The sequence below is a fragment of the Actinomadura violacea genome (genome assembly GCF_017573465.1).
Taxonomy (GTDB): Bacteria; Actinomycetota; Actinomycetes; order Streptosporangiales; family Streptosporangiaceae; genus Spirillospora; species Spirillospora violacea.
In genome coordinates, this window is sequence record NZ_JAGEPF010000034.1 from 28,583 (window position 1) to 47,481 (window position 18,899).

An 18,899-nucleotide genomic window follows, 5' to 3' on the forward strand; every position below is an offset into this window, starting at 1 on the left:
TCAGCCCTCGCCCCGACGCGTCGGCACGGTCTCGTCCTTGCGGGTCGGCGGCGTCCCGCCCCCGCGCGTCCGGACGGTCTTGGTGGACCGGGTGTCGAGCGTCATCTCGTCGGCCTTGTCCACGTCCCGCTTCAGCCGGACGGTCCCGGTCGCCGGGTCGACGACGTCCACCACGCGGCGCAGCAGCGCGGTGATCTCCTCGTTGCCGGCCTGGTCGGCCAGCACGACCGCCCGGCCGAGCCGCGCGGTGGCGGTGTCGACGTCGCCCTTGCCGCGCGCCTCCAGTCCCTCCTGGATCGCCTGCGCCAGCTCCGCCTGCCCGGTGTAGTCGGCGACCCGCGGGTTGATCTTGGTGGAGAGGGCCTCGTCGTCGGTCCACTGCGCGAGCACGTTCCCGGTCGCGAGCACCTGCGCCTCCTCGCCGGGGGCGCCCGGCACGACCAGCTTCACCCAGGCGGCGCGGACCTCCTTGCCGATCTCGCCCGGCGGCACCTCGACGCACACGTGGTAGTCGCGGCTCTCCGCGCCCCACGCGCCGAGCGGGTAGTCGCCCGCCTGCGGCGCCGACTCCACCCGCTTGCCGCTGAGGTCGTCCACGGACGGCATGACCTGCTTGACGAACTTCAGCGTCGCGGTCTTCGGCGTCCACACCCGCAGCGCCACGTCCGCGACGGCCTTGCCCATCGCCGCCTCGGTCATCGCCTGGAAGTCGGCCGCGAGGTCGGCGGTGTCGCGGATGAACTCGACGCTGCCGAGCAGCGCGGAGGCGATCCGGCGCAGCTCGGCGACCTCCCAGTCGGTGCCGATGCCGCGGCAGTCGCAGACGAACCGGCCCTCGCAGTGCGCGAGCGCGGCGTTCAGCTGCTCGGGCGTCTCGTGCTGGTTCTTGCCGTCGGTCAGCAGGATCGCCTGCCGGATCGCGCCGGGGCGGGCGTCGAAGATCTGGGCCGCGAGCCGCAGCCACGACCCGATCGCGGTGCCGCCGGACGCCTTCAGCCGCTTCAGCTCGTCCTTGGCCCGCCGCCTGCTGCCGTCACCGGCCCTGACCAGGCCGGGCTGCTGCGGGAAGACCATCGACGCGGTGTTGGAGCCGGAGACGATCGCGAACTCGACGCCGTCGCGCAGCGTGTCCACCGCGGTCTGCGCGGCGGCGACCGCGGCGCGCAGCTTGCTGTCCGGGTACGACATCGAGCCGGAGGTGTCGATGATGATCACCACGGCGGCGTCCACCGCGGACGGCGCGGGCAGCGCCGGGCCGGTCGCCTCGACGGACACGACGGCGTGCACCTCGCGGCCGCCCGCGGGCAGGAACTTGTTCTGGTCGACCTTGATCGTGAATTGCGGCTGCTCGCTCATCGGTGCTGCTCCGTGCTCTCGGTATGCGTGCGCGGGGGGACTGGGGGCGAGGGGAAGGGGATGACCGCGACGGTGATGTTGTCGCGCCCGCCGGCGTCGAGGGCGTGCCGGACCAGCGCCCGCGCGGCGCCGAGCGGGTCGGCGGCCGGGTCGGGCCGCTCGCCGGCGGCCGGTGCGCCCTCCGCCTCAGGGGTCTCGTTCGCGGGTGCCCCTGCGGGCCCGCCGAGGAGGGACGCCAGGTCGGCGGGGGCCGGGAAGTAGTTCCACAGGCCGTCGCTGCACACCAGCAGCGTGCCGGGGCCGGTCGGGCGGAACGTCGCGACGTGCGGCCTGACCTCGCCCGCGTCGGCGCCCAGCCAGGCGGTGATGACGTGCGCGTTCGGGTGCGCCTCCGCCTCGGCCTCGGTCAGCGCGCCCTGCGCCACCATGATCGCGGCCCACGAGTCGTCCTCGGTGAGCTGCCGGGACGCGCCCAGCTCGGCCATGTCGCCCGTGTTCGGCTCGGTGTCGCCGGTGTTCGGCTCGGTGTCGTCCGGCCCGGCGCCGTCCGGCCGCGTCGCGTCCGGCCGGGTCTCCTCGCCGCCGGTGTCGGCCGTGTCGCCCCGCTCGGCGGCCAGCCAGTAGGCCCGGCTGTCGCCGATCCAGCCGACGGTCAGCGCCCCGCCCCGCGTCACCGCCGACACGTACGTGCACGACGGCGCCTCCGCCGGGGACGCGGCGAGCGCCGCGACCGCGGCGGCCGCCTTCAGCGCCGCGGCGCGGGTCGCCTCCTCGGGGTCGCGGCCCCCGTCCAGCAGCTCCGCCAGCTCCGCGGCCGCGGTGTCGGCGGCCGCGCGGGACGCCTCGTCCGGACGCTGCGAGGAGCCGACCCCGTCCGACACGACCGCCACGACGCCGGCGGCGTGCGCGGTGAGGGCCAGCGCGTCCTCGTTGCGGCTGTAGCGCTTGCCGCGGTCGCTGGCCCCGGCGGCGAGGAGGACGCCGGGGCCGTTCGCGTCCGGGCCGTCCGGCGCGCCGGCCGCCGGGAGCCCGATCTCGACGTGGTCGCGTTCGGCGGGCTGGCGCATGCCGCACCGCTCGCAGTAGCCGTCCGCGTCGATCTCCGCGCCGCCGCACTCCGGGCACGGGCGCTCCGCGCCGGCCGCCCGCCGCCGGGCGAGCGAGGCCGAGCTCTGCCGGATGGTCGCGCCCTCCCGGGGCGCCGCGCCGGCGTCGTCCGGGCCCGCGGGCGGCGGATCGCCGAGCTTGTGCCCGCAGTTCTCGCAGAACACGTAGCCCGGGTAGACGACCTCCTTGCACACGGGGCAGGTCGGCTCGGCGGGCTTGGCCGCGGTCGTGCCGCCGGCGGTGCCGCCGGCGGTCTCGGCGGCGCGGTCGGCGGTCGGGTCGTCGGTCACAGCAGCGTCCTCGGGCGTACGGCGTTGGCGGAGTCGATCAGCAGCCGGGCCTCGCCCCGGCTGCGGGCGCGGCGCGCCATCTCCCGGTAGGTGCGCTCCAGCCGGCGCCGCAGCGGGGCCTCGGCGAGCGGCGCGCCCATGAGCGCACCGCCCCGCGCACCGTTCCCGGACCCGGACGGCAGCCAGTCGAGCGCGGCCTCCAGGATCTCGGCGGCGAGCCGGTCGTGCCGCTCGTCGTCCAGGTCCAGGGCCTCCAGCCGCTCGCCCGCCGCGACCAGGTCGGCCGCCGACAGCTCCGCGGGCGCGCGGCCGCGCACCGCCGTCGCCACGGCCGCGACCTGCGCGGGCACGTACCGGATGGAGATCTTCGGAACCGCGTCCAGCGCCTTCACCGCGGCGGCGCGGCGGCCCGCGGCCAGATGCACCCGGCCCAGGCCGAACGCCGCCGTGAGGTAGCCCTGGTCGGTCCGCCACACCAGCTCGAACAGCCGGACGGCCTCGTCCGGCGCCGACGCCTCGCGGCAGTAGGCGAGCGCCAGCTTCGGCGCGGCCTCGCCGGGCAGCAGCCCGTACAGCCGGTCGAAGCGCGGCTCGGCCTCGGCGAGCCTTCCCTCGGCGAGGAGCGCCACGGCGCGGAACCAGTCCACCCGCCAGTCGCCGGGGAGGCTCTGCTCAAGCCCGTCGAGCAGCGCCGACGCCTCGTCCGAACGGCCCGTCTCGATCTTGACGCGGGCGAGCGCGAGCAGCACCTCGGGCGTGCGCTCCGGCGCGTTCTCCAGCACCGGGCCGAGCTGCTCGTCGTCCAGCGCGGTCAGCCCCGCGAGGAACGCGGCGGCCGGGTCGGCGCCGTCCACCAGCGGCACCGGCAGCGTCGCCGCCGCGGTCGCCGCCGGGACGGGCGGCAGCGCGGACGCGGCCGCGAGGTCGCCCGCCATCCACGGGGCGAAGCGCTCCGGCCCGAACAGCGCGGACGGCGCGGGGCACGGCGCGCCCTCCTCGGCGGCCAGCACCTCCCGCAGCACGCCGGTGAGCTGCTCGGCCATCTCCGCCGCGTCCTGGAACCGCTCCGCGGGCTCCTTGTGCGCCGCCCGGCGCAGGAACCGGTCGTAGGACTCGAACTCGCGGAGCAGCGGCACCTCCTCGCGCGGCGGGATGGCCTCCGCGTACTCCCGGGTGTAGCCCCGGAACGGGAAGCTCAGCACCGCCAGCGCGCGCCCCACCGTGTAGAGGTCGGAGCCGACGGACGGGCCGACGTCGGCGATCTCCGGCGCCTGGTAGCCGATCGTGCCGTAGATGGCGCCGTCGGGGTCGTCCAGCCGCCGCACGCCGCCGAGGTCGATGAGCTTCAGCTCCTCCTCGGACTGGATGACGTTGTCCGGCTTGAAGTCGCAGTAGACCAGGCCGTTGGCGTGCAGGTAGTCGAACGCGCGCAGCACCTCGAGGCCGTAGGCGATGGCCCGGGTGAGCGGCAGGTGCTTCTCGCCGGCCGGCTGCGGCTGCTCGAGCAGGATGTCCTTGAGGGACTGGCCGCCGACGTACTGCATGACGATGTAGTCGTCGCCCTGGTGCTCGACGAAGTTGTAGATCTTGACGATGTTGGGGTGGTCGACCGCCGCGAGGTAGGCGCGCTCGGCCTCCGCCGCGATCCTCGCGTCGGCGTCGCCGGTGTCCAGCAGGCCCTTGAGCACCACCCACCGGTTGCTGACCCGCTCGTCCTGCGCCAGGTAGATCCAGCCGAGGCCGCCGTGCGCGATGCAGCCGAGCACCCGGTACTGGTTGGCGACGAGGTCGCCGGACGCGAGCTTGGGGGTGAAGGAGAACCCGGTGCCGCACTTCGGGCAGAACCCCTCGGTGCGGCCCGGACGGTCCGGGCGGCCCCGCCCGACCGGCTCGCCGCAGTTGGAGCAGTACCGCTTGCTCTCGGCGACCTGCGGGTCGCTCATCACCGCCGACGACGGGTCCCGGTACGGGACGCGCGGCACCTCGACGAGCCCGGCGCCGAGCATCCCGCGCCGTCCGGACGAGCGCGACGAGCCGGTGCGGGTGCTGCCCGTCCGGGTCGTCCCGGTGGTGCCGGTGCTGCCGGTCGCGGCGGACGGCTGGTCGGGCGGCGAGCCGCATTCGTCGCAGTATCCGTCGACGATCGTGCCGGAGCAGCCCGGCTGGCGGCACTTGCCGTCCGGCGGCGCGGAGCCGGCGGACGGGCCTGGCGGCGCCTGCGCGGCCGGCGCGGCCGGCGCGGCGGCCGCGGAGCCGCATTCGTCGCAGTATCCGTCCACGATCGTCCCGGCGCAGCCGGGCTGGGCGCAGGCGTCCGGTGCGCCCGAACCGGGCGCGGGCGAACCGGACGTGGGGGACGGGTTCGGCGCGGCGGGCGGCATGCCGCATATGACGCAGTAACCGTCCTCGATGGTTCCGCCGCAGCCCGCCACTGTGCACTGGCTCAACGTTCCGCTCCCTTCGCCCGCGAGGTGATGGCCTGCTGGTATCCCGCCAGCGTCGCGGTCGCCTCGCGCAGGTCGCACGGCGATGTCCAGAGCAGCTCGCGGGCCCGCTCGTAGATCGCGGTGAGTTCGGCGTCCTCGGACCCGCCGAGCCGGGCGGCCTTGGCCCGGTACGCCTGCAGCCGCCCGCGCAGTTCCTCGCGCCGGTCCAGCAGGCCCCGGACGACCTCGACGTCCCCGCGGGCCTGGTCCAGCGCGGTGCGCATCGCCCGTTCCAGGTCGGCGACCCGGTCGGCCAGGTCGTTCCAGCCGCCTGCACGCGCGGCCGTGCCGTGCGGGGGCCGGCCGGCGGCCGAGAGCCGGTCGGCGAGGGTCGCGGACATGTCCGGCGGGTCCGGCAGCACCGGCGAGGCGATCTTCGCGCGCACCTCGTCGCGGACGCGCCGCGCCTCCGCCTCGGTCGCGCGCAGCTCGTCGAGCACGGCTCCGAGCCCGGCGATCCGGTCGGCGAAGCCGTCGCGGAGCCGCTGCGCCTCCTCCAGGCCGCGCCGCACGTCCGCCAGCGCGGTCCGCAGCGCGTCCAGCCGGCCGGTGTCGGCGCGGCCGCCGCTCGCCAGCGCCAGCGGGTCGCCGCGCACGACCGCGGCCACGGTTCCCAGTTCGGTGGTCAGCCGTTCCAGGTCGGGGTCCGTGCCGCCGAGCGAGGCCAGCAGGACGGCGGCGGCGCGCTGCTCGGCCTCGACGTCGGCGAGCCGGGACAGCAGCGCCGACCAGACGGCGTCGAGCCCGGCGACGGTCTTCGCGACGTCCTCGTACAGCGGCGTCATGCGCGCCACGACCGCCTGCAGCGTCAGCCGCTCGCCGGACGGGACGGCCAGCAGCGTCCGGCGTTCGAGCGGGACCTCCGCGGCCGGCAGCTCGACCGACGGGCCCGCCAGCAGCCGGGTCAGCTCGGCGAGCCGCTCCCGGTCCGGCCGCGAGTGCCGGGCGCGCAGCTGCTCGGCCTCACCGAGGACGCGCCCGTAGTGGTCGAACAGCGCCCACAGCTCCGCCATGCGCGCGCGCACCTCGGCCTGTAGGCGCCGGGTCTTGCCGTCCAGCGCTGCACCGTCGAGCAGCTGGTACCCCTGGTGCCCCTCCAGTTCGAGCAGAGCGGTGCTGATGCGCTCCTTCTCGTCGCGCAGATGCGCCAGCGCCCGGTCCGCCCCGTCGCGGTCCAACGGAGGCCGGGCCGCCCATGCGTCGTTCACCGCCCGTCCACGATCATGTGTTCGCCCCCGATTCCCCCGAATAGAGCACGTTTTGGGGCACAGTGTTCCCCATGCACCGTGGGCATCTCAAGCAGGTGCGCGTTCGGAGCGCCCCGGGTCGCCCGCCGTGCGTCAGGTGACGCTTTCCGGGCGTCCCGGCCACTGCGAAATGTCAGTGTTCGAACGTATGATCGAACCATGGCGAACGTTGCGACGCACCTTCGGACCACCCCCGCGCACGGCGCGGCCGGCACCGTCCTCGACCACACCGTGCTCACCGCCGCCGAGATCGCGGCCCTCGCGCTCTCCCTCGCGCACCTCGGCGCCGGCCCGCAGGCCGCCACCGCCCGCCGCGCCCTGCGCACCCTCCTCGACCCGGCCGGCGGCGACGACGTGGTCGCCGCCACCCTGGCCACCCTCACCGCGCCCCTGGACGCCTCCACCGCCGACCGCGCGCGCGTCATCGCCGCGGCCATCACCGAGCACCGGGTCGTCCGGCTCTGCTACGGCGACGCCGGCGCGAACGTGACGATCCGCGAGGTGGAGCCCGTCACCTGCCTCGTCCACCGCGACCACTGGTACCTCGTCGGCTGGTGCCGCATGCGGCGCGGCGTGCGGGCCTTCCGGTTCGACCGCGTCCTCGCGGTCGAGTCCACCGGCCTGCCCTCGCGGCCCCGCCGCGCCGACCGCTACCTGCCCTTCCAGCGCCGCGCCGCGCACGCGGCCTGACGCGGATCCGGGCCGGCGCCTACCGCAGGACCAGGCGCCGGCCCCGGACGGCCCGGCTCAGCAGCCGCCCGGCCGAGCGGGCGACCCGGCCCGCCGGGGTGCGGGACGGGTCGTCGCGCTGCTCGGCGCGCAGCCCGTGGATGATCTCCTCGACGGACTTGCGGGCCAGGTCGCGCACCTCGGTGACCGCCCGGTCGTCGTCGGCGCGGCCGGCCCACAGGGAGGTGTCGATCGGCTCGCCGAAGCCGAAGTAGAGCCGCTGCGGGCGCGGGATCGGCGTCGGCCCGACGCCGCGCGACACCGGCATCAGCACGTCGTCGCGCCGGCCGCGCTCGCCGAGGACGGCGCGGCCGAGCAGCCGGGCCGGGGCGAGCAGCGGGCTGCCCGGGTCCAGCACGGTGGTGAACATCTCCTCCACCCCGACCGACCCGAACGGGATGATCGGGCAGCCCGCTTCCACGGCGAGGCGGGCGAAGCCCAGCCGGCCCTCCCACTGCAGCCGGTACCGGTCGGCACGGTCGCGGGTGGCCTCCCGCGCGCCCCCTGGGAACACCACGACCATCTGCCCGTCCCGCAGCAGGGCGCGGCAGTTGTCGCGCGTCCCGTCGACGGAGCCGCCCATGTCCATCACCGTGCGCCAGCCCGGGATCCGCCAGTGCGCGTGGTCGGCCAGCGACCGCACCCACACCCCGCGCCGCCGGTGGATCTCGAAGAAGATCAGCGGCGCGTCGACGACCCCGTACACCGTGTGGTTGCCGACCAGCAGCGCCGGGCCTTCCCGCGGCACGTTCTCCAGACCGTGGAAGACGGGCGAGGTGTACGCGCGCCACGGCTCCAGCGCCAGGCTCGCGGTGCGGATCAGCGCGTCGGACGGCGGGGTCCAGTCGAGAGGGGAGGCCATGGCGCCGATCGTAAGGGAGGCCGACCGGCGCTCCTGACACGAGGGTCAGCGAACGCTTACTGGGTCGGGCTCGTAGAACGAGTCGACCGCGGCCTGCCCCGTGTAGTTGGGCCCGGCCCGGTCGTCGGCGCCCAGGTAGCGGTAGGGGAGCCGCACCTCGCGCGGCCCGCGCAGCGAGATCCGGCGGCGCCGCCCGTCGTAGCGGAACCCCGCCTCGCGCAGCGCCGCCGCGACCCTCCGGCCGCCCGGCGCCCCGCCGGCGAGCCGGACGCTCGCCACCTCGAAGTTCGCCACGAGGAGGCCGTCCGGGCCGAGCCACGACGCGGCGCGGGCGAGCACGCCCAGCTTGTCGCCGACGTAGTGCAGCCCGTGCACGCAGGTGATCAGGTCGTACGACGCGTCCGGCGACCACTCCGCGACCGACGCCGTGACCAGGTGCACGGCGCTCGCCGCCGGGAGGAAGTGCCCCGCAAGGTCGACACCCGTGATCCGCGCCCCGGGCCGCCGAGCCGCGGCCTCGGCTAGCGCGCGCCCCGCGCCGCAGCACAGGTCCAGCCAGCCGCCGCCGATCTCCGCGAGCACGTCGAGCCCTAGTTCCCGCCCGTACGACGCGAGCGTCCGCTCCCGGTTCATGGCGCAGTTGGCCACCACCGGGGACATCTCCAGCGCCGCGTCGTCCAACCGCCGCTCCATCCCCGGATTCTGGCACCCATGGTCCGGCGACGGGGGACGGCCGAAGAACTAGCATTGCGGCGGTGAGCGCGCGGGACGTCCTTGAGCATCTGCAGCGGCTCGGCATGTCCGGATACGAGGCCAAGGCGTACGTGGCGCTCGTCGGGGCGGGCAGGCCGGTCAACGGGTACGAGGTGGCGAAGCGGTCCGGGGTGCCGCGCAGCACGGTGTACGAGACGCTCGGGAAGCTGGTCGCGCGGGGCGCCGCCTACGAGCTGCGGGGATCGTCCGACGCGACCGAGTACCTGCCGCTGCCGCCCGAGGCGCTGCTCGACCGGATGCGGCGCGAGTTCGACGGGTCGGTGACGGTGCTGCGGTCGGCGCTGCCCGCGGTGGCGGCGGCGCCGGAGGGCCATCTGATCCACGGCCTGAAGGACGCCGAGGCCATGCTCGACCGGGCGGAGGACGTGATCGCCGGTGCCCGGCGCGGCCTGGTCATGTCGGTGTGGCCGGAGGAGATGCGGCGGCTGCGGGAGGCCGTCGTGGACGCCGCCGAGCGGGACGTCGAGGTGTCGGTGGTCTCGTTCGGCGAGGACGCCGACCCGTTCGGCGGCGCCGGTCCGGGGGCCGTCTACCAGCACAGATACTCCGCGCCTGAGGCGGTCCTGGAGGATCTCGGCTACCGGCTCCTGGTGGTCGTCGGCGACCGGCGGGAGGCCGTCGTCGGCGGGTTCGGCGAGGGCGCGGCGTGGGGGATCTACACCGCCGACCCGGCGGTCGCGCTGATGGCGGCCGAGTACGTCCGGCAGGACATCGCCCTGCAGATCCTCGCGGACCGGGTCGGCGCCGGGGAGATCGACCGGCTGTTCGCCACCGACCCGGGCCTGCTGCGCCTGCTCGGCCGCGCCCGCTCCTGAGCGTTCAGGCGGTGGTGCGGCCGACGGCGTCGGCGACGACGGCGGTCACGTCGCGGGTGCGGGCGTAGACGGCGCGCTGCAGCTGGGCGCCGTTGCCGTGCTCCAGGAGGCCGTGCAGCAGCCGGGTGGCGGTCTCCAGGTCGCCGGCGCGGTCGAGCGCGGGGCCGAGGTGGTCCAGCAGCGCGCGGACGACGTCCTCGACGGGCGCGGCCCGGCGTGTCGCCGGGTGCACGAGGTCCTCGCGCAGCCCGGACCGTCCGGCCCGCCACATCGCCAGCCGCATCAGGTCGGCGCGGACGGGGTCGGGCGGCTCGCCGTTGTGCCACGACTCGGCGGCGGTGTCGACCATCGCGCGGACCAGGGCGGCGATCAGCACGGCGTCGTCGGCCCGCATGCACACGTCGGGGACGCGGATCTCCACGGTGGGGTAGCGGCGGGAGAGGCGCGCGTCGAAGTAGATCATCCCTTCGTCGACTAGCGCGCCGGTGGCCAGCAGGGCCTCGACGGTCGCCCGGTAGGCCTTGGCGGAGCCGAAGAGCTCGGTGGGGCCGCTGGACGGCCAGCGCCCCCACACCTGGTGCCGCCAGCTGTCGTAGCCGGTGTCGACGCCCTGCCAGAACGGGGAGTTCGCGCTGAGCGCCAGCAGCGCCGGCAGCCAGGGCCGGATCCGGTCGAGGACGGCGACGCCCTCGTCCGGGGACTCCACGCCCACGTGGACGTGGCAGCCGCAGGTGAGCTGCTCGTCCATGGTGGTCCCGTAGGTGTCGGACATGCGCCGGTAGCGGTGCGACGGGGACAGCGACGGGCGGACGGTGACGGGGGAGGTGGCGAGGGCGGCGACGGTGGTCCCGACGCCCGCCGCGGCCTGCGCCGCGGCCTGCCGGGCCGACCGGACGTGCGCGGACACCTCGTCGAGGGTGCGGCAGACCGGCGTGCAGATCTCCAGCTGCTCGCGCTGCAGCTCGCACTCCAGCGGCTGGGAGTGCCTGCCGCCGTTGAACAGCACCTCGGCGTGCCGCCGCGCGTACTGGACGACGGAGCCGGAGACGGCCTGCGGCACGCCGCTGGCGGGGTCGACGAGCAGCAGCTCCTCTTCCACCCCGAACGTGCGCATACCCGCCCAACTGCGAAGTGTCACTAGATGGTTGTGCCCTCAGTGCACTGAACTACATCCCCCGGGTGACAGCCGGGTGGCCGGAGGCGGCGCGAAGAAGGCGCCCCGGCGGGCTAGCGGTCCGCCGCGGATTCTGCTCGGGCGACGACGATGATGAACGAGGCCGTCACCATGACCGGGCCGTGCTCCAGATGATCCAGCAGCCGCCGGGCGGCGTCCCGGTCGAGGCGGCCCGCCTCGACGGCGCGGCCGGTGTTGCGGCGGATACCGAACACCTGTTCGGCCTTGGCCGGGTCGCGGAAGACCGGCGCGGCGTTCAGCACCGACAGCACCGTGAACCCCGCCGCCTCCGCCAGCCTCGGCACCTGCCGCCCCATCGCCTGGTTGCGGTTGGCGTTCTCGGCGACGAACCGGGTGAGCGCCAGGCTCGCCCCGAGATCGGGGTGGTCGATCGCGAGGGTGTGCCAGTCGGGCTCGGCGAGCGCCAGCAGCCCGCCCGGCCGCAGGACGCGGCGCAGCTCGCCGAGGGCGCGGGACGGGTCGTCCAGGTGCATCATCACCCGGTCCATCCGGGCCCGGTCCACGCTCCCGGCCTCCAGCGGGAGGGCGTGCGCGTCGGCCTGCTCCACCCGGACGCCCGGCAGGTCCGCGGTGCGGCGGCGCGCCGCGTCCGCCATGGCAGGGTCGTGGTCAACGCCGATCACCGTGCCGGACGGTCCCGCGGCCGCCGCGAGGGCGGCCAGGTCGGTGCCGGGCCCACAGCCGGCGTCGAGCACCGTGTGGCCGGGCTCCACGGCGAGGGACTCCAGCATGTGGCGCTTGTAGGCGTGCGCCTCGTCCGTCCCGGCGACCCTGTCGAGGTAGTCGATGCTCGCTGCCATGCGGCGATCAAAGCAGCCGGATGTGGAGGAAGTGTGCGCTCACGGTGCCAGCCATGTGCGCAGCAGCGCGCCCGTCTCCTCAAGCCGGTCGATGTAGAGCATGTGGCCGCATTCGATCTCGCTGATCGTCAGCGCGGGGCCGAGGGCGGCGCGGCAGTCCACCACGAACTCCGGCCGGACCAGGTCGGCGAGCGTCGCGATCACCAGGTGGGTCGGCAGGCCGGCGGGCGGCGGGACGTGCGGGCGCGCCATCTCCGAGTACGCCGCCACGATCGCGGCCCGCTCGTACCGCCAGCGGGTCCGCCCGTCCTGGCCGTGCTCCAGGTGCGCGGCGACCTCGTCGTTCACGGACTCCTCGGAGGCCCCGGCCCAGCGCGCCACCAGCGACGCCCGCGCCTCGACGGCGTCCGCGAACGACACCTCCGCCATGTACCCGCGCGCGGTCTCGGCCGCCCCGGCCGGGTCGAGCCCGATCGCCGGGTCCAGCAGGACGAGCCGCCGCACCCGGTGCGGCGCCGTCCGCGCGAGATGCACCGCGATCATCCCGCCGTAGGAGTGCCCGACGAGGTCGGCCTTCTCCAGGCCCTCGGCGTCCATGACGGCGAGGACGTCCTCGACGTGCTGCTCCACGCCCCACGGCGGCTCGTGCGGGGAGCGGCCGTGCCCGCGCAGGTCGGGCGCGAGGGTGTACCGGTCCGCGAGGTGCCGCTCGGCCGTCCGCCTCCACCGGGCCCCGTGGCCCGTGACCCCGTGCAGGGCGACCAGCGGCGCCTCCGAGGGATCTCCGTACCGATGAACATGCAACGCCGCGTCCGTCATGCTGGAAAGCGTAAACGCGGAGTAAGCCCCGGTGCCGCCGTTCGCCGATCGCCTTGCGCCGATCTCCGGCCCGCCGCGCCGGTCAGGAGCGTTCCCAGCGGACGGAGCTGAGCGCGAGCAGCGCGACGTGGAGGGACACGCACGACTCGACGTCGTCGAGGTCGGCGTCGAGGACCCGCTCGATGCGCCGCAGCCGCTCGTAGAAGGCCGGGCGCGACAGGTGGGCCTGCTGGGCCGCGACGGCCTTGTTCCGCCCGGACTCCAGGTACAGCTCCAGGATGCGGGTCAGGTCGCTGCCGCGCTGCGCGTCGTACTCCAGCAGCGGCCCGAGCTCGCGCTCCACGAACGTCTGGACGCGGGCGTCGTCGCGCAGCAGGTGCAGCAGGCCGCGCAGCCGCAGGTCGGGCAGCCGGTAGAACAGCCGGCTCCCCGCGCCGCGGGCGGCGACGTCGGCGACCTGCTCGGCCTCCAGGAACGAGCGGCGGACGTCGCGGATCGTCTCCACGACCGATCCGGCGGCCATCACGGTGTCGCCGCCGGACTGCTTGCGGATCCGGGTGGCGACCTCGGTGAGCGCGGTCTCGGCGTCGGCGCGGGCGGGCAGCGAGGCGAGCACGCCGACGCGGGCCTGCGGTCCGCCCTCGTCCAGCACGCCGACGAGGGCGGCGAGGCGGGCGTCCCGGCAGGCGGCGGCGGCCGTCTCGGCGAGCGCCGACAACTCGCCGACGGGCGGCGCGGCCCCGCGCGCGGTGTGCGCGGGGCCGCGGTGGCGCAGCACGGCGCCGAGGAGCCGCCGCCCGGACAGCGGCACGCCGAGCGCGCGGGCGCGGGCGGCGGCCTCCTGCGGGTCGGAGTAGGCGTGCGCGAGGATCCGGGCGATGATCGTGCCGTGCGCCTGCCGCTCGACGCTCTCGGCGTGCCGGTCCAGCAGCCGGCCGAGCGCGAGGGTGGTCGCGGCCCGCTCGACCAGCACGGTCTCGCGCGGCGACGGCGGCGAGCCGAGCACGATGATCAGCCGGCCCCAGTCCTCGCCGCGGGCGCCGACCGTGGTGACGAGCCAGCCGGACGCGGCGTCGTAGCCGGTGCGGGTGCGGAGCCGGACGGCGCGCGAGCGGGTCTCCCACGCCGACAGCAGCTCGGCGGGGTCGCGGCCGTCGGCGTCGGCGGCCAGCACCCGGTGCGAGAGGTTCTCCAGCACGACCGGGTGCCCGCCGATCGCGGCGACCTGCCGGACGACCTCGTCGGTGGAGGCGCCCTCCACCGACAGCTGGGTGAAGATCTCGTGCAGCTGCTCGGAGGCGCGCAGCTCAGCGAACTGCTCCTGGACGATCCGGGCGTGCACGGACTCGGTGATGTCCACGAACGCCGGCTCGTGCGCCAGCACGATGACGGGGAGGCCGAGGTCCTCGGCGGCGGCGACCAGCGCGGCGGGCGGCCGGCTGGCGTAGCGCCGGCCCAGCTCGATCATCAGGCCGCTGACGCCGACGTCGGCGAGCTCGGCGATGTAGGCGCGCAGCCGCTCCGGCTCGTCGGGCAGCGCGATGCCGGTGGTGAGGACGAGCTCGCCGCCATGCAGCAGGTGCGCGATGTCGGTGACCTCGGCGACGTGGACCCAGCGGACGAGGTTGCCGGTGCGGTCGGCGCCCGCGACGACGTGCGGCTGCCCGCGGCGGACCGCGTCGAGCTGGAGGACGTCGTCGAGTGTGGGCAGCATCGCCCGCGATGATATCCGACAGGCTGTCAACGGGAGCGCCCGTCCGGTTTACAGGATGTCGGCGCCGGGGGAGGGGTGCGGGTGCCGCGCGTTCCACTCCGTCAACCGGCGGCCCGCTGTCGTGACACTCTGCCGCTGGCCCCGCGGTCCCGCCGGAACGAGACTTGGGCCATGTCGGAACACGCGAACCTGCTCCGGCGCCACAGGGCGGTCATGCCGTCCTGGATGGCGCTCAACTACCAGGACCCCATCGAGATCGTCGGCGGCAAGGGAAACCGCGTGACCGACGCCGAGGGGGAGACCTACCTCGACTTCTTCACGGGCATCCTCACCAACATGATCGGGTACGACGTGCCCGAGGTGCGGGAGGCGGTGGAGCGCCAGCTCGCCACCGGCGTCGTGCACACCTCCACCGCCTACCTGCTGCGCGGCCAGGTCGAGCTGGCCGAGAAGATCGCCCGGCTGTCCGGCATCCCGGACGCGAAGGTGTTCTTCGCCAACTCCGGAACGGAGGCGAACGAGACCGCGCTGCTGCTCGCCGCGTACGCGCGCCGCAGCGACCAGGTCCTGGCGATGCGGCAGAGCTACCACGGCCGCTCGTTCGGCGCGACGGGCATCACCGGCAACCGCGCCTGGACGAACCTGTCCTACTCGCCGCTGAACGTGCACTTCCTGCACGGCGCCGACCGCCACCTCCCGCAGTTCGCCGGGATGTCCGACGAGGCGTACGTCGACGCGTGCGTGCAGGACCTGCGGCACGTCCTCGCGACCGCGACCGGCGGGGACGTCGCCGCGCTGATCGCCGAGCCGATCCAGGGCGTCGGCGGGTTCACCATGCCGCCGGACGGGCTGTTCGCCGCCTACAAGGAGGTCCTGGACGAGGCGGGCATCCTGTTCATCTCCGACGAGGTGCAGACCGCGTGGGGACGGACCGGGCAGGGCTTCTGGGGCATCGACAACCACGGCGTGACGCCCGACATGATGACGTTCGCCAAGGGCCTCGGGAACGGGTTCGCGGTCGGCGGCGTCGTCGCGCGCGGAGACCTGATGGACTGCCTGCACGCCGTCGGGATCTCCACGTTCGGTGGCAACCCGGTCTCGATGGCCGCGGCGAACGCGACCCTCGACTACGTCCTGGACCACGACCTGCAGGCCAACGCCGCCAAGCAGGGCGCGACCATCATCGGCGGGCTGCGGGAGGCGGCGGCGCGGTTCCCGGTCGTGAAGGACGTCCGCGGCAAGGGCCTGATGTTCGCCATCGAGCTGGCGGACCCGGAGACCGGCGAGCCGAGCCCGCCGCTGGCCGCCGCGCTGATGGAGGCGGCCCGCGAGCGGGGGCTGCTGGTCGGCAAGGGCGGCCTGTACGGCAACGTGGTGCGCATGGCACCGCCCCTCACCCTGACCGACGCGGAGGCCCTGGAGGGCCTCGGCATCCTGATCGCCTCGCTGGAGTCCGTCACCGCGGACACCGCGAAGACCGCAACCGGAAAGACCGCCTGATGACCGACAGCAAGCACATCACCCACTGGATCGGCGGCAAGCCGTTCGACGGGGACGCCGCCCGGCGCGGCGACGTCTACGAGCCCGCGACCGGACGCGTCGCCGGGCAGGTCGACTTCGCGTCCGCCGCCGAGGTGGACGCGGCCGTCGCCGCCGCGAAGGCCGCGTTCCCCGGCTGGCGGGACGCCTCGCTGTCCAAGCGGACGTCGGTGCTGTTCCGGTTCCGCGAGCTGGTGGCCGCGCATCGCGACGAGCTGGCCGCGCTGATCTCCGCCGAGCACGGCAAGGTGCTGTCGGACGCGGCGGGCGAGGTCGCGCGCGGACTGGAGGTCGTGGAGTTCGCCTGCGGCATCCCGCACCTGCTCAAGGGCGGGTTCTCGGAGAACGTGTCCACGAAGGTGGACGCGTACTCGATCCTGCAGCCGCTCGGCGTGGTCGCCGGGATCACCCCGTTCAACTTCCCGGCGATGGTGCCGATGTGGATGTTCCCCGTGGCGATCGCGTGCGGGAACACGTTCGTGCTCAAGCCGTCGGAGAAGGACCCGTCGGCGTCGGTGCGGATCGCGGAGCTGTGGGCCGAGGCGGGCCTGCCGGACGGGGTGTTCAACGTCGTCCACGGCGACAAGGCGGCGGTGGACGGGCTGCTGCACCACCCGGACGTGAAGGCCGTCAGCTTCGTCGGCTCCACGCCGATCGCCCGGTACATCTACGGGACGGCCGCGGCGAACGGCAAGCGGGTACAGGCGCTCGGCGGCGCGAAGAACCACATGCTGGTGCTGCCGGACGCCGACCTGGACCTCGCCGCGGACGCGGCGGTGTCGGCGGGCTTCGGCTCGGCGGGGGAGCGCTGCATGGCGATCTCCGTCGTGGTCGCCGTCGACCCGGTCGGTGACGAGCTGATGGCGAAGATCCGCGAGCGGGTCGCCAAGCTCAGGATCGGCCCCGGCGACCACCCCGAGTCGGAGATGGGTCCGCTGGTCACAGGGGCGCACCGCGACAAGGTCGCCTCCTACCTCGACAGCGGCGTCGCGCAGGGCGCGACCCTCGCGATCGACGGCCGCGAGACGCCCGTCCTCGGCGGCGGCGGGGACGGGTTCTGGCTCGGCCCGACCGTCCTCGACCACGTCACCCCGGAGATGGACGCCTACAAGGACGAGATCTTCGGCCCGGTGCTCGCGGTCGTGCGGGCCGGTACGTACGAGGAGGCCATGGAGCTGATCTCCGCCAACCCGTACGGGAACGGCACCGCGATCTTCACCAACGACGGCGGGGCGGCGCGCCGCTTCCAGAACGAGGTGGAGGTCGGCATGGTCGGGGTCAACGTCCCGATCCCGGTGCCGATGGCGTACTACTCGTTCGGCGGCTGGAAGGACTCGCTGTTCGGCGACAGCCACGCGCACGGCATGGAGGGCGTGCACTTCTACACGCGCACCAAGGCCGTCACGGCACGCTGGCTCGATCCTTCTCACGGCGGCGTGAACCTGGGGTTCCCCACCAACGGCTGAGGGTCTGCGCGTCCGTGCGGCCGGTGTCCTCGCCGGCCGCGCGGACGCGCAGCGCCGAGAGTCCGAGGCCCACGGCCAGGCACGCGAACGGCACGGTGGGGACGACGTAGCGGTAGTCGAAGTCGGCGCTGGCGATGGGGAACAGCAGCAGCGTCCCCGCCGACCCCCACACCATCAGGACCTCGCGGCGCCGCCCGCGCGCCCCCAGGACGGCGACGGCACCGAGCGCGAAAACGGCGCCGATCGCCGGTCCCGGCAGGAACCAGTGCCTCTGGTAGCCGATCAGGCGGTCCGCGTACGGCTGGACGACTTCGCTAGGCGCCGGCGTCCGCCCGTACCGCATCGCGTCGGCGAGCACGGTGCCCGGTGCGCCGGGCCTGACCGCGTAGGCGAGGCCGCTGGGGAACAGCTGCGGCCGGTCGGGGAAGTGGTACAGCCGCTCGGTCGTCGACGTCGGGTAGCGGTACCTGTGCGGGCTGAACGCGCGCCCTACGCCCTCGCCGACCGCCTCCAGGTAGTCGCCGGGCTGCGCGAGGATCGCCCGGATGGAGAAGTCGCGCAGCGTGCTGTTGGCCTGCGGCGACACCACGGGCTCCGGCAGCCGGCGCGGCGGGATGTCGCCGCGCCAGATCAGGTGACCGGGCGCCTCGCGCCTCTCCGCGGCGCCCGGGGCCAGGCACAGGCCCGCCTCGTCCGGCGGGGGACGCATCTTCGCGCAGTCGGCGAACCCGGCCGTCCGCCCCCACAGGTAGATGCCGTCGGACGTGGTGAGCGCGTACGTGCCGCGCTCGGCGTGGAACCACAGCGCGTACGCGGCGAGCGGGACCGCGGCGGCCGCGCCGAACGCCAGCGCCGGACGCCACCCGCCACGCCACAGCAGCAGGCAGAGCAGGACGACCGGGACCACGGGCGCGCCCGCCGACCGGACGAGCACCGCGTAGCCGAGCAGCAGGCCGGCGGCCAGGGCCGTCCACCAGGGCGGGCCCCTCCCGTCGCGGACGCGCCAGAGCAGCAGCGTCAGGGCGCCCGCGATCAGGAACATGAACAGCGTCTCGGACATCAGCAGGTGTTCGAGCTCGATCTGGTACGCGTCGTACAGCAGCGGCAGCGTGGCCAGGGCGGACGCCCAGGACGGCAGCCCGGCACGGCACAGCACCGCGTACGCCATCACGGCGATCGCCAGGCCCATGGCGTGCTGGAGGACGACGACGGCGGTCAGGCTGTGCAGCGGCTCCAGCGCGCGCAGCAGGAACGAGTATCCGAGCGTCTTGCTGGGCGCCGGCGCGGGCCGCAGCGCGTACCCGACGTAGAAGTAGGAGTCGCCGGTGAACCACAGCCCGTGCGGGTAGGCAAGCACCGCCGTCCAGCGCAGTGCGGCACCGCCCGCGAGCGCGAGAACGAACGGCGCATGGCGGAGATGCCGACGAAACGCCCAGATGGCAATAAATGGCGCAAAAAGTCGTGGCATCACGCGGGACGGCCTCCCGCTGCTCGATGTCGGAACGCGGACGGCGGCCACGCTAGCCCGGGCCGGTGACGCCCCGGTGAACGCGGGATTGCGCCCCGTGATCCGCCCCGCCCGGCCCGGTGCGAACCGGCAGGCAGGCCCCGCCGTCCGGTACTTTCCCACGGCCGTGGATTTCCGTCGTTGATTTCCGTCCGCCGCGGCCCGACGAATAATGGCTCCACCCATTGACGGG

Annotated in this window: 15 protein-coding genes; 4 read left to right on the forward strand and 11 right to left on the reverse strand. The window is 74.9% G+C overall.

Translation table 11 applies throughout. From position 1 onward, the window contains the following. Genes J4709_RS42655 through J4709_RS42670 form a run of 4 tightly spaced genes read right to left on the reverse strand, consistent with a single transcriptional unit; the run spans position 1 to position 6,447 of the window. A complete protein-coding gene (locus tag J4709_RS42655) occupies positions 1-1,356 on the reverse strand; it encodes a vWA domain-containing protein (RefSeq protein ID WP_208250757.1) in 1,356 nt (451 codons plus the stop codon). Beyond that, a complete protein-coding gene (locus J4709_RS42660; protein WP_307802038.1) occupies positions 1,353-2,753 on the reverse strand; it encodes a PP2C family protein-serine/threonine phosphatase in 1,401 nt (466 codons plus the stop codon). Before J4709_RS42660 ends, J4709_RS42655 begins: the two co-directional genes overlap by 4 nt. After that, positions 2,750-5,200, reverse strand: a complete 2,451-nt coding sequence (locus J4709_RS42665; RefSeq protein WP_307802039.1) for a serine/threonine-protein kinase — start codon at positions 5,198-5,200, stop codon at positions 2,750-2,752. The genes J4709_RS42660 and J4709_RS42665 overlap by 4 nt, the downstream gene beginning before the upstream one ends. Continuing rightward, the gene (locus J4709_RS42670) at positions 5,197-6,447 is read right to left on the reverse strand and encodes a hypothetical protein (RefSeq protein WP_208250760.1); all 1,251 of its coding nucleotides are present in this window, start codon (positions 6,445-6,447) and stop codon (positions 5,197-5,199) included. Before J4709_RS42670 ends, J4709_RS42665 begins: the two co-directional genes overlap by 4 nt. A 198-nt stretch (positions 6,448-6,645) precedes the next feature. Between J4709_RS42670 and J4709_RS42675 the strand changes: the two genes are divergently transcribed. Further along, positions 6,646-7,176, forward strand: coding sequence for a helix-turn-helix transcriptional regulator (locus J4709_RS42675; RefSeq protein WP_208250765.1), 531 nt, complete (start codon positions 6,646-6,648; stop codon positions 7,174-7,176). A 19-nt stretch (positions 7,177-7,195) separates the two neighbouring features. On the opposite strand, the gene J4709_RS42680 is transcribed toward J4709_RS42675, so the two are convergent. Further along, complete coding sequence (locus J4709_RS42680) at positions 7,196-8,077, reverse strand: lysophospholipid acyltransferase family protein (protein ID WP_208250766.1); 882 nt, start codon at positions 8,075-8,077, stop codon at positions 7,196-7,198. 45 nt (positions 8,078-8,122) lie between these two features. After that, on the reverse strand, positions 8,123-8,770 hold the full coding sequence (locus J4709_RS42685; protein ID WP_232384901.1) for a class I SAM-dependent methyltransferase: 648 nt from the start codon (positions 8,768-8,770) through the stop codon (positions 8,123-8,125). 62 nt (positions 8,771-8,832) lie between these two features. Here J4709_RS42685 and J4709_RS42690 point away from each other — a divergent pair, with 62 nt between their 5' ends. After that, positions 8,833-9,666 (forward strand): TrmB family transcriptional regulator, encoded by an 834-nt coding sequence (locus J4709_RS42690; RefSeq protein WP_307802040.1) that lies wholly within the window; start codon positions 8,833-8,835, stop codon positions 9,664-9,666. A gap of 4 nt (positions 9,667-9,670) precedes the next feature. Here J4709_RS42690 and J4709_RS42695 read toward each other — a convergent pair whose 3' ends face one another. The 4 genes from J4709_RS42695 to J4709_RS42710 form a co-directional block, all read right to left on the reverse strand. Continuing rightward, positions 9,671-10,804 carry a carboxylate-amine ligase gene (locus J4709_RS42695; RefSeq protein ID WP_307802041.1) on the reverse strand — a complete coding sequence of 378 codons (1,134 nt, stop codon included), beginning with the start codon at positions 10,802-10,804 and terminating at the stop codon, positions 9,671-9,673. An 89-nt stretch (positions 10,805-10,893) separates the two neighbouring features. Continuing rightward, the gene (locus J4709_RS42700; RefSeq protein WP_208250768.1) at positions 10,894-11,661 is read right to left on the reverse strand and encodes a methyltransferase domain-containing protein; all 768 of its coding nucleotides are present in this window, start codon (positions 11,659-11,661) and stop codon (positions 10,894-10,896) included. Between the two features lie 39 nt (positions 11,662-11,700). Next, the gene (locus tag J4709_RS42705; protein WP_208250770.1) at positions 11,701-12,480 is read right to left on the reverse strand and encodes an alpha/beta fold hydrolase; all 780 of its coding nucleotides are present in this window, start codon (positions 12,478-12,480) and stop codon (positions 11,701-11,703) included. Between the two features lie 82 nt (positions 12,481-12,562). After that, a complete protein-coding gene (locus J4709_RS42710; protein ID WP_208250772.1) occupies positions 12,563-14,194 on the reverse strand; it encodes a PucR family transcriptional regulator in 1,632 nt (543 codons plus the stop codon). 171 nt (positions 14,195-14,365) lie between these two features. On the opposite strand from J4709_RS42710, the gene J4709_RS42715 reads away from it, so the two are divergent. Next, on the forward strand, positions 14,366-15,694 hold the full coding sequence (locus tag J4709_RS42715; protein WP_208250773.1) for an aspartate aminotransferase family protein: 1,329 nt from the start codon (positions 14,366-14,368) through the stop codon (positions 15,692-15,694). Continuing rightward, the gene (locus J4709_RS42720; protein WP_208250779.1) at positions 15,694-17,199 is read left to right on the forward strand and encodes a CoA-acylating methylmalonate-semialdehyde dehydrogenase; all 1,506 of its coding nucleotides are present in this window, start codon (positions 15,694-15,696) and stop codon (positions 17,197-17,199) included. Before J4709_RS42715 ends, J4709_RS42720 begins: the two co-directional genes overlap by 1 nt. Here J4709_RS42720 and J4709_RS42725 read toward each other — a convergent pair. Further along, entirely contained in the window at positions 17,135-18,556 is a 1,422-nt protein-coding gene (locus J4709_RS42725) for a phospholipid carrier-dependent glycosyltransferase (RefSeq protein ID WP_208250784.1), read from the reverse strand. The two genes, J4709_RS42720 and J4709_RS42725, sit on opposite strands and share 65 nt — an antisense overlap. Positions 18,557-18,899: the final 343 nt, after the last annotated feature.

What these genes read in the sequence shown, in the direction of transcription:
- J4709_RS42655 (WP_208250757.1), bottom strand. Translation starts at nt 1,356, where the DNA reads ATGAGCGAGCAGCCGCAATTCACGATCAAGGTCGACCAGAACAAGTTC.
- J4709_RS42675 (WP_208250765.1), top strand. Translation starts at nt 6,646, where the DNA reads ATGGCGAACGTTGCGACGCACCTTCGGACCACCCCCGCGCACGGCGCG.
- J4709_RS42680 (WP_208250766.1), bottom strand. Translation starts at nt 8,077, where the DNA reads ATGGCCTCCCCTCTCGACTGGACCCCGCCGTCCGACGCGCTGATCCGC.
- J4709_RS42685 (WP_232384901.1), bottom strand. Translation starts at nt 8,770, where the DNA reads ATGGAGCGGCGGTTGGACGACGCGGCGCTGGAGATGTCCCCGGTGGTG.
- J4709_RS42700 (WP_208250768.1), bottom strand. Translation starts at nt 11,661, where the DNA reads ATGGCAGCGAGCATCGACTACCTCGACAGGGTCGCCGGGACGGACGAG.
- J4709_RS42705 (WP_208250770.1), bottom strand. Translation starts at nt 12,480, where the DNA reads ATGACGGACGCGGCGTTGCATGTTCATCGGTACGGAGATCCCTCGGAG.
- J4709_RS42710 (WP_208250772.1), bottom strand. Translation starts at nt 14,194, where the DNA reads ATGCTGCCCACACTCGACGACGTCCTCCAGCTCGACGCGGTCCGCCGC.
- J4709_RS42715 (WP_208250773.1), top strand. Translation starts at nt 14,366, where the DNA reads ATGTCGGAACACGCGAACCTGCTCCGGCGCCACAGGGCGGTCATGCCG.
- J4709_RS42720 (WP_208250779.1), top strand. Translation starts at nt 15,694, where the DNA reads ATGACCGACAGCAAGCACATCACCCACTGGATCGGCGGCAAGCCGTTC.